At 62.5% G+C, this 15,564-nt stretch carries 11 protein-coding genes; 5 read left to right on the top strand and 6 right to left on the bottom strand.

Going from position 1 to position 15,564, the window contains the following annotated elements; translation table 11 throughout:
- Position 1 precedes the first annotated feature (1 nt).
- From NGB94_RS13850 to NGB94_RS13865, 4 genes are all read right to left on the bottom strand, one after another.
- Positions 2-1,612: a DASS family sodium-coupled anion symporter gene (locus tag NGB94_RS13850; protein WP_325791259.1), complete on the bottom strand. Its 1,611-nt coding sequence runs from the start codon at positions 1,610-1,612 to the stop codon at positions 2-4.
- A 316-nt stretch (positions 1,613-1,928) separates the two neighbouring features.
- Positions 1,929-3,524 (bottom strand): alpha-amylase family glycosyl hydrolase, encoded by a 1,596-nt coding sequence (locus tag NGB94_RS13855; protein ID WP_325791260.1) that lies wholly within the window; start codon positions 3,522-3,524, stop codon positions 1,929-1,931.
- Positions 3,525-3,637: 113 nt separating this feature from the next.
- Positions 3,638-4,438 (bottom strand): PIG-L family deacetylase, encoded by an 801-nt coding sequence (locus NGB94_RS13860; RefSeq protein ID WP_325791261.1) that lies wholly within the window; start codon positions 4,436-4,438, stop codon positions 3,638-3,640.
- Between the two features lie 29 nt (positions 4,439-4,467).
- Positions 4,468-4,644, bottom strand: coding sequence for a YegP family protein (locus tag NGB94_RS13865; RefSeq protein ID WP_325791262.1), 177 nt, complete (start codon positions 4,642-4,644; stop codon positions 4,468-4,470).
- Positions 4,645-4,835: 191 nt separating this feature from the next.
- On the opposite strand from NGB94_RS13865, the gene NGB94_RS13870 reads away from it, so the two are divergent.
- The 3 genes from NGB94_RS13870 to NGB94_RS13880 are packed head-to-tail and all read left to right on the top strand — an operon-like array spanning position 4,836 to position 7,642.
- Positions 4,836-5,411, top strand: a complete 576-nt coding sequence (locus NGB94_RS13870) for a hypothetical protein (protein WP_325791263.1) — start codon at positions 4,836-4,838, stop codon at positions 5,409-5,411.
- Positions 5,408-6,094, top strand: coding sequence for an ABC transporter ATP-binding protein (locus tag NGB94_RS13875; RefSeq protein WP_325791264.1), 687 nt, complete (start codon positions 5,408-5,410; stop codon positions 6,092-6,094). The genes NGB94_RS13870 and NGB94_RS13875 overlap by 4 nt, the downstream gene beginning before the upstream one ends.
- A 3-nt stretch (positions 6,095-6,097) precedes the next feature.
- On the top strand, positions 6,098-7,642 hold the full coding sequence (locus tag NGB94_RS13880) for a DUF6297 family protein (protein WP_325791265.1): 1,545 nt from the start codon (positions 6,098-6,100) through the stop codon (positions 7,640-7,642).
- A 601-nt stretch (positions 7,643-8,243) separates the two neighbouring features.
- Here the strand turns inward: NGB94_RS13880 and NGB94_RS13885 are convergent.
- Both NGB94_RS13885 and NGB94_RS13890 read right to left on the bottom strand, forming a co-directional pair.
- The gene (locus tag NGB94_RS13885; RefSeq protein ID WP_325791266.1) at positions 8,244-9,554 is read right to left on the bottom strand and encodes a phospholipase D-like domain-containing protein; all 1,311 of its coding nucleotides are present in this window, start codon (positions 9,552-9,554) and stop codon (positions 8,244-8,246) included.
- Positions 9,555-9,622: 68 nt separating this feature from the next.
- Complete coding sequence (locus tag NGB94_RS13890; RefSeq protein WP_325791267.1) at positions 9,623-13,042, bottom strand: AAA domain-containing protein; 3,420 nt, start codon at positions 13,040-13,042, stop codon at positions 9,623-9,625.
- Between the two features lie 350 nt (positions 13,043-13,392).
- Between NGB94_RS13890 and NGB94_RS13895 the strand changes: the two genes are divergently transcribed.
- Positions 13,393-14,862: a fumarylacetoacetate hydrolase family protein gene (locus NGB94_RS13895; RefSeq protein WP_325791268.1), complete on the top strand. Its 1,470-nt coding sequence runs from the start codon at positions 13,393-13,395 to the stop codon at positions 14,860-14,862.
- Between the two features lie 23 nt (positions 14,863-14,885).
- Positions 14,886-15,533, top strand: a complete 648-nt coding sequence (locus tag NGB94_RS13900; protein WP_325791269.1) for a GntR family transcriptional regulator — start codon at positions 14,886-14,888, stop codon at positions 15,531-15,533.
- Positions 15,534-15,564 lie beyond the last annotated feature (31 nt).

Here is a 15,564-nt window from a genome sequence, read left to right on the forward strand (position 1 = left end):
CCTAGAAGGAAAACATCAGCGGTGCCCAAGTAAACATGGTGGCCACGATCAGCACCGCCCCAAGAAGCGTGATCACAAATCCAGCCCTGATCATCTCCCCAATGGTGACCAGACCGCTGGCGTAAATAATACTGTTTGGCGGTGTCCCAGCCGGAAGCATGAAGGAGCAATTCACCGCCAGGGCAGCTGCCAGCATGACGAACAGCGGATCCTGCCCAACAGCCACCGCCACGGTGGCCATGAGCGGAATGAAGAGAATGGCCGTGGCACCCGTAGAGGTAATTTCCGTCAGGAAGGCGAGGGTCAGGACCACAATGAGAATGAAGACCAGCGCTGGAACCCCGTTCAGGCCGATGAATTGGTCTCCGATCCACTGCGACAGCCCCGTGGACTGAACTGCCCCAGCCAGGGCGAAACCCCCTCCGAGCAGCAGGAGAACTCCCCACGGCACCTTGGTGGTGTCCGACCATTCCAGGAGCCGGGGTGTCCCCGCCTTGCGTGCTGGGAGCAGGAAGAGCAGGACGGCACCAATTACCGCGATCATGCCATCGGTAATTTCGGGAACGATGGGGGAAACAAGCCAGGTGCGCGTCACCCAGAGCAAGGATACGAACAGTCCTACCCCCGTGACCAGCTTCTCTTCGAAGGACATGCGCCCAAGCGAACGATGCTCCTCATCAATGATCTTCCGTCCGCCGGGGATCTGCTTCATGGAGACCCTGAACCGAATTTTGACCAGGTAGAACCATGTCAGCAGGAGGAACACCAGGGCGAAGGGAACCGCAAATCCCGCAAACTGGGCAAACGATATCTCGATCCCCAGGCTGTCCTTTGTATAGGAGATAAAGAAGGGAATGCTGGTTCCGCCCAGAATGGTGCTCATGCCGAAAATGGTGGCGGAGTATCCGACGCCAAAGATGAGGGATTTCTCGAATCCTCTGATCTCTTCCGGCTTCTCGCTGCCCACCTCCTTCACGCTGGTGATAACCGCCATGGCCATGGGCAGCATCATCATAGTTGCAGCCGTATTGGTGATGAAGAAGGACAGGAAGGAAGTCGCCGCCATGAACCCCAGGATCAACCGGGGTGCTGACGTACCCAGGATCCTGATGATTCCAATGGCCAGCCGCCGGTGCAGCCCCCACTTCTCAAGGGCCGCTGCCAGCAGGAAACCACCGAGGAAAAGGAAAATAATGTTGTTGCTGTAGGAAGAGAAAACCTCGCCCGAGCGCTCGATGCCAAATAGCGGAAACAGAACGATCGGAAGAAGAGCCGTTGCCGGCAGCGGAACGCTCTCGCTCATCCACCAGAGCGCCATCCAGCCGACTGTTCCCAGGACTGCTGCACCTTCAAAGGACAGCCCTGGCGGTTGGTATCCAAAAGCAAAAAAAGCGAAAACCGCCGGGCCAAGGATGAGGCAGACGCGGCGAAACACCGCCGACGACGGCGACGGCGTGGGGCCGGAACCGCGTTCACCCTGCGCACCGCTGGCCCCGCCGGCCGTGTCCTGCTTCGCTGCCCCCGGCTCAACCATTCGACGAAGGGTACCCACCGTTCGGTGGTGTTCATTCCAGAATGCGCCCGAAATTGATGCCAACGCGTTCCCTTTCACTTGTAGAGCATCCAGCGCTGGCTGAACTGCTGACCATTGGTGACGTCTCCGGGCGCCAGGCGTGGGCCTTCCGGGCCGGAGGGTAGTCCTGAGTGAGTGACACAAGCTCTTCGCTGTTCAACTGACGTACAGATGTACGCTTGTGCGCTTGTGATCCACGCTACATGGACCTCGGCGCTTCTGACAACACAGGATGCATACCAGCGGTAATGATGACTGCAGGTGAAATTGATGACTGCAGGCGAACGGAACGGTTCACTCCGGCTTACTGCCTAGCTGGCCCAACCGGAGCTGCGCCGCGCCCCGCCGGAGCTAGTCAGGAACGCAGGAGCCAGGCGGCGCCGTCCGGCGGCAGGAGTCCGTCCGGGCTCAGCGGTGCCGACGCCAGCAGGACGTTCCCCTCCGGAAGCCGGCAGGGTTCATCGCCCATGGCTATAGCCAGGACCACGTTGTCCCCCCGTGCGCAGATGAGCAGGCCGTGGTCTTCAACGCGCCATTCGCAGGGATCACCCGGGGTGAAGATTTCCTTGTCGATCAGCTGCCGGCGCACGGTGAGCGCCTCGGTGACAAGGTTCAGGGTTGAGCCCGGCTCCGTCCGCTGCGTCTGGACGGACCGCGATCCCCAGGAAACAGGCGCTGGCAGCCAGGGGTCAGCGGCGGAGTCGGAGGAAAAACCGTAGGAGGAATCCGGCGCGGTGGTCCAGGGCAGCGGCACGCGGGCTCCGTCGCGGGACACTCCGCCCTTGGCCCACATGGGGTCAACCCGGGCACCCAGCGGCACCTCGACGTCGGGCAGTCCCAGTTCCTGGCCCTGGTAGATGTAGGCGCCCCCGGGCAGGCCGAGGACGGCGAGCAGCCCGGCGCGTGCGCGCCGGAGCCCGCGGCTGCCTCCGCCGAACCGTGTCACGGACCGGGGAACGTCATGGTTTTCCAGCGCCCAGGTGGGCGGCGCGCCGTAAGCCCGGCGGGCGGCCTCGAGTTCGGTGCCGACGGCGGCCCAGTCCGCGGCGTCCCAGCCCAGCTTTACGAAGGCAAACGCGAAGGCCTGGTGCATCTCATCCGGCCGGGTGTACCGGGCAGCCCGTTCCGGCGCCAGGTTCACCTCGCCCACCAGGATCCGCTCCGGCGCATAGGAGTCCGTCAGGCGGCGCCAGCGCCGGTACACCTCGTGCACTTCCTCCTGATCGGAGACCTGCGGGTTGGAGCGCAGACCGTTGACGACGCCGCCGGTGCCTTCCGTGTCCGGCAGCCCCTCGGCTTTGAAGAGTGCGTGCGCAACGTCGATCCGCAGGCCGTCCACGCCCTTGTCCAGCCAGAACCGGAGCACGTCCTCGAAGTAGTCCCCCACCGCGGCGTTGCGCCAGTTCCAGTCCGGCTGCTCCGGTGAAAAGAGGTGCAGGTACCAGTCCTGGTCCGTGTCCGAGCCGGGATCCACGCGGCTCCAGGCCGGCCCGCCGAAGACGCTCTGCCAGTTGTTCGGCGGCAGGCCGCCGTCGCTCCCTGGCAGGAAGTGAAACATTCCGCGTTCCGGCGAGCCCGGGCCGGCGGCGATAGCGGCTTGGAAGAGCGGGTGCTCCGAGGAGCAGTGGTTTGGCACCACGTCCAGGATGACCCGCAGCCCCATCCCGTGGGCGGCGTCGAGCAGGTCATCGAACTGCTTCATGGTGCCGAAGAGCGGATCGACGCCGCAGTAGTCGCTGACGTCGTAGCCCTGGTCCACCTGCGGGGACGGCTGGAACGGCGTGATCCAGACGCCGTCGACGCCCAGCGAGGCAATGTAGGGCAGGCGTTCCAGGAGGCCGGTGAGGTCGCCGACGCCGTCTCCGTCGCCGTCGGCGAAGGAGCGTGGATACACCTGGTAGATGACGGCGTCCTGCCACCAGCCGGGGCGCTGGCCACCGGGCCCGGTCACGTGGGCGCTCCGGAGGTGGGTTCCTTGGCGACGCGGTGCTGGCAGATCAGGACCATGGTGACCAGCCTATGTCCGCGAAGGCCGGCTCACCCGCCACAGTGCGCTGAGCCCGGTCAGCCCAGCCCTTCAAAGACATCACCGAGCACTGGCGCACCCGGGAGCCTCGGCGGCCAGGCCTGAACCAGCGGTTCGACGCCGACCATCCGGTTCCAGCGGGCGTCCTGTTCCGCGTCCGGCGGCACCCCGGGCGAGATCACGTGCCGCTGCGTCCGGTGCTGCATCAGTCCGGCCACTATCCGGTCCGCGACGGCGCTGACATCAACCTCGATGCCAATCTCCTCGTCCGGGACCGGGCACACGTCATACATCCGGCCCGCTTCCCACGGCTTCAGCCCGCGGCGGATCCGCCCGCTGTTCCAGCGCTCCCAGGTGGAGCGGCGGACACAGCCGTGCAGCAGCCGCTGCAGGCCCGGACCGCCGTCGGCACGCAGCCGGGTGAACGCGGCGTCGGTGGCGGCTCCCACCGCAATGTGGTCCGGATGCGCGGTGAGTCCTTCCGGACCGAAGGTGGCGACGACGTCGGGCCGTTCCTGGTCCAGGATTCCGCCGATGCGCTCCACCAGCTCGGCAACCGGGACCCGGTTCACGGCGCCGTCGTCGTAATCAAGCCATTCGTGCCGGTCCGGCGGCCGGCCGTGTGCCGTCCACGCGGCGTCCATTTCCCGGCGGCGGATGCTGCCGAGGTCCTCGCTGACCGGTGGATAGGCGGGGTCGATCTGTCCGGCGCCGCCGTCGGTCGCGTGGACCAGGACGAACCGAAAGTCGGGATCGCGCTCGTGAAGGGCTACGGTTCCGGCGAGCCCGTAGGCGTCGTCATCGGGGTGGGCGACAATCAGGGCCAGGCTGGGGGCCATTGCGGCACCTGTGCTCCGGCGTCGGGCGGTCAGGTCAGATCGGTGATCTTCGCGCCGGCGTTGGAACGGACGGATTCCACTCCCTTGAGCGCCGAGGCTTTCGATTTGTAGCTTTCAGATGAAGCGATGATCTCGCCGTTGCCTGCCTTCAGGCGGAACCTGAAGCCGCCGGCCTTGTCCTGGTAGACCTCGAATTTCCCTGCCATGGCTGCCTCGCTTGGGTTGGGTCCGGTACGTCCATTCAGCGATTGCCGGTTGGGTAAGTCAACCGGTCCCGGAAAGTTCTCCGGGCTGCCCGGCGGGCGGGCCGGGGCGGGCTCCCTGAGGTAGATTTCGGATCAGCGGGAACAGACTGCAGGCAGAGGTCACGGGGGAATTTGTGTCAACAGGGACAATATTGCAGATCGCGATAACGACCGGCACCACCTTAGCTATCGCCCTTATTTCCTGGTGGGCACGCAAACACCCCAACCGTTCCAAGGACCATCCGGAACGAATCCGCCCGCCCAAGGTGGTTCCGGGAGTCGGCTGGCTCTTAATCGCCGTCGGGCTCCTGATGGGTCTGGCGGCTCTGTCCATCGAGAACCCGAAGATTGGGATGGTCATCAGTTCCGTGGCCATCTTCCTTGGCGGCCTGGTGTTCCTGTCGATCTACCGGAGGGTGTATGTGGCGCCGCGCCAATATGAGCTGGCTTTCCGGAAGATTTTTGGGCCGGAACATGTGCTCCCCTACAGCGACATTGTCGACTACCGGATGCAGCGGCTGAAAGGACAGCCGTTTCTGTGGGTCAGATTCTCCAATGGCGTCAAATACAGCCTGAACGTCAATGCCTTTAACGTGGCGCCCATGATGCAGGCCATTGATTTCCACCGAGCGACGGGCCGCTGGCCTGTGCCGGTGGATGCTGCGCATCTCCCGCCTGGGGACGTTGCGGCCCGCAACGATTCCGGCCCGGATAGATTGATCCCATGACTTTCCCGGGGACCGTGCTCGATATTGCCAACCTGTCCGTAGGCTACGGCGGCCTGCCCGTGTGCGGGCCGATCACCGCACGCGCCGACGCAGGCGAGATCCTCGGCGTCGTCGGCTTCAACGGTGCCGGGAAGTCCACGGCCGCCCGCACCATCGCCGGGAAGCAGCAGATGCTCGACGGCGAGGTCCGGGTCCACGGGCTGCCGGTCAACGAGGACGCTGTCCCGTTCCGCCGCGCTGTCGCCGCCCTGTTCGACGAGGACGCGTTCTTCCCCTCCCTTTCCCTGCGCGAGCACCTGCAGCTGGTGGCCCGCGGCCACTCAGTCCCGGACCCGGACGCCGCCGTGGACGCCGAACTGGAGTTCTTCGCCCTGCAGGAGCGGGCCGACGCCGTTCCCGCCTCCGTCTCCTCCGGCCAGCGCCGCCGGCTGCTGCTGGCATCTGCCCTGATCCGGCCGTCGTCGCTGCTGATCCTCGATGAACCGGAGCAGCGCCTGGACCCCGCCATGCGCGAACGCGTGGGGGAACGCATCCAGGCCTATGCCGACGACGGCGGGACGGTCCTGCTGGTCACCCACGATCCGGCGCTGCTGCTGGCCACCGCACAGCGCTGTCTGCTGATTGACGACGATGTCCGGGAGATCGCGCCCGAGCGCGCCGCCGCGGAAATCGCCGGACGCTGACCCATGACCACCGACACCGTCCAGGCACCTCCCTCCTTCGACCCGGTCCGATACACCCGGCAGGCCTCGCGGGCGTTTTCCCGCGGCCGGACCCGGTTCCGGGATGCCTTCGTCGACGTCTACACCGCGGTGCTGGCGCTGGGAACTATCGGAGCCCTGGCCGTGGGACTCGTCCTGGCCTTGCGTGAGCAGGTGGCCCAAGCCTGGAACGTCGGTTCCGGGCGCACCCTGGTGGCGCCGTCGTCGTTCTCCCTGCCCGACGGCGCGGCAGCGGCTGTCCTGGTGTTCGCAGCACTGGCAGCGGTGATGACTGTGGCTCGGAAGTTCGGGCCCGCGGCGGTCAGCGGACCCGAGGGGTACTGGTGGCTGAGCCTGCCGCTGGAGCGGCGGCCGATGGTGGCCGGCCGGCTGGTCCGGCGCCTGGCGCTGGTGTGGGCGGGTGCATCCGTGCTGTATCTGCCGTTCGGGTTTGTTATGGACCTGGAGACCAGCGTGCGGGGGCAGTTCCTGGCGGCCGGAACGTTTGGGGTGGCTGCGGTCTGTGCCGTGCTGCTCGCGGGTTTGCAACAGGCCCGGCCGGCTCCGCGGTCGGCGGCTGAGCGGCGCCGCGGCCTGCTTCCCGGTCTGCTGGTGCTGGCGCTCCTGAGCCTGGGCACGGTGCGGGTCGCCGCGGGGTCCTGGGTGCTGGCGCTAACGGGCCTGTGTGTCACCGGCGCCTTGGGCCTGCTCGTGTTTTCGCGGCTGGACCGGATCCCGGGCCGGGAGCTGATCCGCGGTGGCGCAGTCTCCGGGCACACCGGTGCCGCGGTGTTCCTGATGGATCTCAATGAGGTGGGCCGCGCGCTGTCGGTAGAGCCCGACGGCGTTCCCTCCGCCCGTGCTGCGCGCTGGTATGCGCGGGGCGGGCGGACGCCGTTTGGTGCTCTGCTGCGTGCGGATACCGCGGCGTTCCTGCGGATCCGCGGCTTGTGGGTGCGTCCGGTGCTGGTGCTGGCGGTGTTCGTGGTCGTGTTGCTGGCCGGCGGCGCGCAGCCTCCGCTGGTGCAGCTGGGGATGATTGCGGTGGCTGTGTTTGCGGCGGTTCCTGCGCTGGGTGCGGTGGCTCGTCTGACGGCGATTATGCCGGGTCTGGACATGCTGCTTCCGCTGTCGGTGTCGGTAGTGCGGCTCAGCCGGATGGCGCTGCCTGCCGCTGCGCTGGCGCTGTGGACTGCGCTGCTCTGTGCGGTGCTGGTGCTGCTCGGCGCGGGCGATCCGTCACTGATCGCCATGGGTGCGCTGGCGGGTGTGGGATTTGGTGCGTCGGCGGTGCGGGGTGCTTACCGGGTTCAGCCCGACTGGTCCATTCCGCCCAAGGACACCCCATTCGGTCCCATGCCCAGCGCCCAGGCCGGGTCAATGATCCGCGGTTTCGATACAACGCTACTGGCGCTGGTTCCGCTGCTGCTCGGATTGTTCCTCGGGTATGCGCCCGGGGGGCTGCTGCTGGCGCAGGCTGGTTTTTCGGCCGTGTGTGTTCTCGTGTTGATGTACTCGAGCCCGAGGTAGGTCCAGTTGCGTTGGAACAGGGACATGACAACTCGAGTGCGGGCAGATACCGGTAGGCAGTCGACACTCCACCTGCGCATGAGAGCCAGACTCGCCCAAATACTTACCGAATGTTTCATGATTCCCGTCGGTTCCGGGGAACACTGACGACAGCCGCCCAACGGCACCCTCTAGAAAAATGCCGAGACTAAATTGATCGGGACCTAAAGAGACTCACCGCAACTGCGACAGGTATCTTCGCCGTCCTCGTAGATGAACCCACAACAATAGGTAGGTCCTGTGTAATCGGAGTCGTAGCACTCCTTGCACATCCCCGATTCCATCTCATTGTCGTCGACCCCATTCCCACAAGAGTCACACCGCAGATCTTCGCCACCACTCCCTCCCTGTGCTGTTTTAGTTATGTTAAACCCACCAAATACACTGCTCAAAAAGCCCACTATTATCCTTCGGTTTTCGCAATGGTGTTTCCGATTCTCCAGCCAGGAAGTAACAGACCTTGACTGGGGTCAGCCATTGAACATTTTGAATAAACGGGCAAACCACCCGGCTACTATGTATTTATTACGTCGTCATGGATCTTCAATCATGAGCCCATGACCTAGTCGAGATTCCGAGGATCAACCCCGTCTTTGTCAATGACGTCAACGTATCGCTTGAACGCTTTGTCTACTTCAGTTTGGATTTGAACCAGCGTCCCCTCTTCCATACGATATGTGCGATTCGGGTCACCCCTAAAAGACAGCCAGTTGAAGCTTGTAGTGACCCACAAGTTATCGGCGATTAGAATCTTCGCGTGAGTATTCTGCAAACGGACAACACGCAGAAGTTTGTCATATCGTTTTGCAAGGTTATTCAGCTTCCTAAGGGCGAACTCATCGGATCCACTGTCATCGGGGCCGTAGCCGTGGCCAATGTGAATCTCCACACCAGCCCGTAATCTCCGTTCAAGGGCTGCCACGAAGTCTGTATTCACGACTCCCCCCTTCACCCATGGTGCGATTATCAGGATGCGCTTCCTCGCACTGTTTAGAGCCTGGTTGAGTAGTTGCGGGTGCTCATGGACGTCGACGCTTCGCACTGCGATGTGGTCAACATCCTGGTGTTCCAGAATAGAATCTTCCTTGTTAGCGACCGTTTTGCTTTGAGCCTTTACGATCTCGAGCTGTTCCGCCGCCATTCGTTGCTCCTCGAGTTCCGGAGCCAGCTCAGGACGCGGGCCTGGAGGCGCGACCGATATCCCCAGCGTTGATACCGCATTTGCAGCTGCAAGCTCCAAACCGTGCGTGCGTTGGAGGTCACCCTCAATGCAGAGACCTAATTCAACCTCGCCAAACTCGGGATCGCCGTAAACAAGTAACTGTGCGGGCATATACAGATGCACGCTTTGAGAAGCGATTTTCCGTATACGCAGGATTTCTGCCTGCCGTGTACGGTCATCACGAGACTCAACGAGCTCATTGAAACGTTCAACAGTGAGGTCATTTACGTCAACCCGTGACGTCTTCTTTGCTGTCAGAAGCTCCAGCCCTGCTTCCTTGGCAGCCCCCTTCTTTATAAGACTTGAACGTGGGTAATCCTGTACGTTCCAAATAAGACGGTCGAAAGGAACATTCAACTGCGTTAGCACCGGTTGGACGGCGGCAAGATCGCGAGCAGACTCGACGCCCAACATTGTGAGACGAAGGCTCCCGTCCCTGTTACGCACAATGTTGTTTGAACTTATTTGATCCGCAACGGTAGAAACCACCTGTTCAGACTGAAGCCCCAGGAGGCTAGCAATTTCATCTATCTCGCACACGCCGTCGTTTACGAATCGCAGAATGAACTCTTCGAGCAACGGCAGGGGCTTGCGCTCCTGCGCAAGAACATCGACACGGAGCATTGTAACCGGGACAGCTGCGTCAACCACCGATATGAGTCTTAGGCCTGGGCGGTCATCACCAAAGCGCCGTTGGATCGTGTTCGCTGAGGCCATATTCATCGGTCTGCCGTCCTAAGTTCACATTCGTCCTGATGGGTCTCGATATATGTCAAGACCTTCTTCAGGGCTCCTGACGTACCCCGGATGAACCCAGCATCCCCCACAACTGTGACTCCGAAACGGGCTCGGGAGAGAGCAACGTTAATACGGCGCCAATAATCGGGACCAATGAAACCGAGTTCACCCCGCGAATTACTGCGCGTAACTGAGAAGATCGCTACGTCAGCTTCCCTGCCCTGGACCGCGTCGACGCTCATTACGGTTATGGACAGATGCCGCAGTCCCTCCCTAAGGGATGCGAGCTGCTGTTTGAGGTCCGCAACCTGTGCGACATAGGGTGCGATTACGAGCACTTCGAGCTGCTCCTGTCCGTCGGGTAGCTCGAGCACGTTCTTTTCGATGGACCCATTCAGCACTTTGAGTCTGTCTATGACGATCCGAGCTTCTGCACGGTTCGCAAAACTCTTTCCCTTCCCTTGTGGTGCCGCCTCGCGTCGGTCGTCACCGTGAGCCGAGGTATCCAGCCAAAGAACTGGTTTCCCGTAGCCGAGCGGATAGCCCCCGAGTCCCTTCGTATTCGGTGATTGCAGCTTCTCCTCATAGAAGCAAGTAGATATCATGTCGCCGATCGGACGGATCATCCGATACTGCTGGTTTAACAGAACTTGTGAGTGTTCCGGCAAAAGATCCGTCAGTCTCTGGAAAAGCGTCTGGCTCACGTCTGCAGGAAGGAGCTGGTGCTCCCTCATGAGTTCTTTGTTTCTTAGTATGTCTTCATCGACTGGGGGCAACTGGTTGGTATCGCCAACTATCACCCATCGCTTAGCTCGCGACATAGGGACTAATGCTTCGGTCACGGTGGCTCGCGAAGCCTCATCAACGATGCAGAGATCAATCTCGAGATCGCGGACTGCTGGGTGTCTTAAGAACCCGACACACGTTCCAGCTATGACGCTCGTTTGATCAAGGAACGTGTCAGCAAGTCCCGCGTCAGAGGAAATCCGCTGAAGCCACTCGCCCTGAAGTTGCAGGCGGGCAAGGAGACGTTGTGCGTCCCTGCTTTCACCGATCAGGGCATCTACCGCGTTAAGAGCATCAGCTGCCGTCATATCGGCGAGCAGAGTCAAATCGCTTCCTACCTCGGACTGCGCGTCCTTCACCAACTCATCGCGAAGATCGGCCAGCGCATCGACTTTCTCCTGAACCGAAGTCGATAGCAAGGGCGCTACCCCCAGCGAGGTAGTAAACCCGGCTTGTTGTTTCTCTTCGACGTCTGGACCCACAGCCTGCAGATGCTCAAGCTGCGACAACGTGACAGAGAGTTCTTGAAGCAGCAAGGCAGCCCGAAGATGTGAGGCGGAAAGCCCTGCTTCGGCAGCTCGAGACCCCAGATGCCGCTCAGCGTTCTTCCGAACTTCTCGCGCCCATCGCTTCATTTGTGCGTCCAGAAGGAGATGGTGTACGGATTCATCAACCCGTTTCCTGTCGGCCCCGGCAACCCTAACCATGTTCGTCAACCCACCATCTGCCAGACGCTGGAGGGCATTGTCGACGGCAACGTTGGTTTGGGAGGCAATGAGTATCTTCGCCTCCGGCTGCGCCGCGAGAGTCTGTTCTACGAGTTCAGCAATGAAACTGGTCTTTCCCGTCCCAGGGGGGCCTTGAACGACGAAAATGTCAGCTGCACCTAAGGCTGTCTCGATAGCCGTACGCTTGCGATCATCCAGCGCCCGCTTCCACTGGGAGACAGGAAGCGCAATAGGCTCTGAGTTCCTGCCCGGTTCGAGCAACAGCTCTCTCAAATCAGCACGGGCCGATTTTTCTCGTTGAACATCGTCGACGGCGCGGCGCTGTCGATTCAGCGCTGCTTCGTCTGGTCCCAGATGGGGATCAAGGACCGCGCGTTCTGGCAGTCCTTCCCAGCGCCGAGCACTCAGGATGACAACTCGATCTGAGTCGTGGTCAATGACCTCTCCCCATCCGAATTTGCGGCCCGTCATCTGGTCACTTACCCGCCATTCCGTGCCCACCAGATCATGGTCGAAAGCGGTCTCCAGGGTAAAGGTTGCCTCACGACCTCGGGGCCGCACCCTCTTGTAGGGAAGAGGCTTCTTTTCGCCTCTGGCAAGCTCCTCACGCGCGTCCAGCACCCGACGCCACGTGTCTAGAAGCTCATCGCTGCGGCGTTCTGGCGAGCCATTTACGCCGGATGACTCTGCCTCGTCGTAGAAACGATCGACGGCGTCGACAAACGATGCCATTGCCGTCTGCGCAAGAACCAAATTTGCCGGCTCCGCGAAAGTCCATTCAAACCCCGGCGGCAACAGAAGAGCACGCCGGCGGTGATTCTCGAGCCGCTCGAAGTCCATTGGTTTGGCGTTGATGACCACCGCGCCACTTTCATCGGGTTTTAGCGTCAAGCTCCACTCAGCACCGTCGAGACGAATGCTGGCCCGTTGCAGCTCGCCTGAGGCCTGATCGGAGAAAAACGAGACAAAGACTTCGCCTGAAAGGTCCTCCTTTGCCCGGGCGATTGCCTCCTGTCGCGCGTCGTCGTCTCCACCGAGAGCCCGGATCGCAGTTTTAGTCAGCCGAAGCCAGACCGGTTTTCGCAGCATCTCCGACTGCGACCGCCGCCGTTGCTGGATTACCTTGAGCGCCCCAAATAAGTCACTGGCGTTTTTGGGGCGTTCATCGGGCTGTGTGGCTATGCACGAACGGAGCAGTCGCCGTACGTCGAGCGGAACAGGAATTTCATCTAGGGCGCGCTCGACGGCCCCGAAATCCTTGAGCGGTTCCTTGGTCATGCATTGAATTAGGAGGACACCAATTGAATAGACATCCCGCACATATCGAATGTCGGCGTTCAGTTCGGGTGGAGCGTACGGCTTGGAATGCCACCCCGCAACGGTCTGATCGGTAGTAGTCTGTTCGTCGCCCCGGATTTTCGCAATTCCGAAGTCCGCTAAAAGCGGCACCCCTCCGTCAGTCATTAACACGTTCTGGGGCTTGATATCCCGATGCTCAATTTGTTTCAAGTGCGTATAAGCTAATGCCTCCACCAACGGCAGAGCGATCTCTGACGCAAGGCGGTCCCACGATTCCCATGGGCCAGACGACTTCAGGACATCAGCGAGGTTGCGTTCGACCCAGTCCAAGATCAGAACGTAGGTTCCCTCTTCGCTTGTGCCAGCCCAAAGGCATCGGACAATGTTTTTGTGGGACAGACTCTTGAGGGTCTTCGCTTCATTGCTGAAGACTTTGCGAGTGACTTCATCGGACTGTCCTGACAGCAGCTTTATCGCAACGAATGACCCATCCTCATGGTCGATCCCTTTGCGAACGACAGAGAATGCCCCGCCACGCCGCTCTGCTACTTTCAATGACATATACCGGTCACCGAATACCTCTGGCATGTCCCCCCCCTGTTGTAGACATTGGCTCCAGGCCAGACCTATTCAAACACAGCGACATGGTGCCGGAGCCAAGTGACACTTGGGCGGTCCAGGAACACTTTCGTCGCTGACCCCTATGCAAGTTCCTATGCGAGGAATCCACCAATAGTTAGGTCCGGGGGAGCACCAGTCGCGGTCAGCGGAGTACACCGTGGTGTTGCTGTTGGATGCGGGACAGATTAGCCGACGGTGTCAGAACGCCGTGCTCGCTGCGGGAGACGATGACTATTCACACGTACACAGTCTTGACGTGACCCACCCCACAAGGCACACTGGATCATATACGATTTCGTACTTGATCCAGGAGTGAGATGTCCACGAGCAGCACCGCCACACCGGAGACACTGGCACAGGCCGGCAAGGTCATCGCCGTCCACATCAACTACCCCAGCCGGGCAGCAGAACGCGGACGCACCCCGGAGCAGCCCTCCTACTTCCTGAAGCCCAGCTCCTCCCTCGCCCTCACCGGCGGCACCGTGGAGCGCCCGGCCGGCTGCGAGCTGCTCGGCTTCGAAGGTGAAATCGCCCTGATCATCGGCAAGACCACCCGCCGCGTCTCCGTCGAAGACGCCTGGAGCTACGTCAGCGGCGTCACCGCCAGCAACGACCTCGGCGTGTACGACCTCCGCTGGGCAGACAAGGGCTCCAACCTCCGCTCCAAGGGCGGCGACGGCTTCACCCCCGTAGGCCCGGCTATCCTCGACGCCGCCACCGTGGACCCCGCAGCCCTGCGCGTGCGCACCTGGGTCAACGGCGGACTCGCCCAGGACGACACCACCGCAGACCTGCTCTTCCCCTTCGCGCAGCTGGTCGCCGACCTCTCCCAGCTCCTCACCCTCGAACCCGGGGACATGATCCTCACCGGTACCCCAGCCGGTGCCTCCGTGGCTGTCCCGGGCGACGTCGTCGAAATTGAAGTTGACTCCCCCGCCACCGGGCAGACCACCGGGCGCCTGAGCACCACCGTCACCGAAGGCACGACGCCGCTGGCCCCCTTCGGCGCGCAGCCCAAGATCGACGACAAGCAGCGCGAAGAAGCCTGGGGCTCCGCCGAGAAGGCAGGCCTCACCCCGAAGCAACCCACCCTCGCCCCGAAGCTGAAGGCCAAGCTCGAATCCGTCGCCACCGCCACGCTCAGCTCACAGATGCGCGCCCGCGGCCTGAACAACGTCTCCATCGACGGCCTCACCGGCACCAAGACCGGCCGCAAGGTAGTCGGCACCGCCCGCACCCTGCGCTACGTCCCCAACCGTGAGGACCTCTTCAAAACCCACGGCGGCGGCTACAACGCGCAGAAGCGCGCCATCGACTCCGTCCGCGAAGGCGAAGTGCTGGTCATGGAAGCCCGCGGTGAGAAGGGCACCGGCACCCTGGGTGACATCCTCGCCCTGCGCGCCATGCACAACGGCGCCGCAGCCATCATCACCGACGGCGGCGTCCGCGACTACTCCACCGTCGCCAGCTTCGACCTGCCCGTCTACTGCGCCAACCCGCACCCCGCGGTGCTCGGCCGCCGGCACATCCCCTGGGACACGGACATCACCATCGCCTGCGGCGGCTCCACCGTCCAGCCCGGTGACATCATCGTGGCCGACGACGACGGCATCCTGGTCATCCCGCCGGCCATCGCCGAGGAACTGGTGGAAGCCTGCATCAAGCAGGAACACCAGGAAGAGTTCATCGCCGAAATGGTCAAGGCCGGCCACGGCGTCGACGGCCTCTACCCGATGAACGCCGCGTGGAAGGAAAAGTACGAGGCCTGGGCGGCTGAACAGGCGTGAACACCTCGTCCAAAGACGGGACAGTGAGCAAGGCCGAACAGGCCTACCAGACCGTCCAGTCGAAGATCGCCTCCGGTGAATACGGTCCCGGGTACCGCCTGGTGCTCGGCCGGATCGCCGCGGACCTGGGCTGCTCCGCCGTCCCGGTGCGTGAGGCGATCCGCCGGCTGGAGGCCGAAGGGCTGGTCCGGTTCGAGCGGAACGTCGGCGCCACGGTCACCGGGATCGACCCCACCGAATACCTCTACACCATGCAGACGCTGAGCCTGGTGGAAGGGTACGCGACGGCGCTCTCCGCGCCGCTCGTCACGGCGGAGGACCTGGCGAAGGCCAAGGCAATCAATGCAGAAATGCGCGACTGCCTGGAGCACTTCGACCCGGTCCGCTTCACCGCCCTGAACCGGGAGTTCCACTCGGCCCTGTTCACCAACTGCCCCAATCCGCACATCCTGGACCTGGTCCACCGCGGCTGGAACCGGCTGGGCGCGCTGCGCTCCTCCACCTTCAGCTACGTTCCCGGCCGGGCCCAGGACTCCGTTGCCGAGCACGAGCGCCTGCTCGAACTGATTGAGGCAAAGGCCGACGCCGGCACCATCGAGGCCGCGGCCCGCGCCCACCGGATCGCCACGCTCGACGCGTACCTCAAGCACACTCCCAGCACCACCAGCTAAACACCAAACCCTCAAAGTCCGCAGCATCAAA

The sequence above is a fragment of the Arthrobacter koreensis genome, from assembly GCF_035792275.1.
Lineage (GTDB): Bacteria > Actinomycetota > Actinomycetes > Actinomycetales > Micrococcaceae > Arthrobacter_B > Arthrobacter_B koreensis_A.

Coding starts and splice junctions, on each gene's coding strand:
- NGB94_RS13860 (WP_325791261.1), bottom strand. CDS start 4,438: ATGGCCCCCAGCCTGGCCCTGATTGTCGCCCACCCCGATGACGACGCC.
- NGB94_RS13865 (WP_325791262.1), bottom strand. CDS start 4,644: ATGGCAGGGAAATTCGAGGTCTACCAGGACAAGGCCGGCGGCTTCAGG.
- NGB94_RS13875 (WP_325791264.1), top strand. CDS start 5,408: ATGACTTTCCCGGGGACCGTGCTCGATATTGCCAACCTGTCCGTAGGC.
- NGB94_RS13880 (WP_325791265.1), top strand. CDS start 6,098: ATGACCACCGACACCGTCCAGGCACCTCCCTCCTTCGACCCGGTCCGA.
- NGB94_RS13890 (WP_325791267.1), bottom strand. CDS start 13,042: ATGCCAGAGGTATTCGGTGACCGGTATATGTCATTGAAAGTAGCAGAG.
- NGB94_RS13895 (WP_325791268.1), top strand. CDS start 13,393: ATGTCCACGAGCAGCACCGCCACACCGGAGACACTGGCACAGGCCGGC.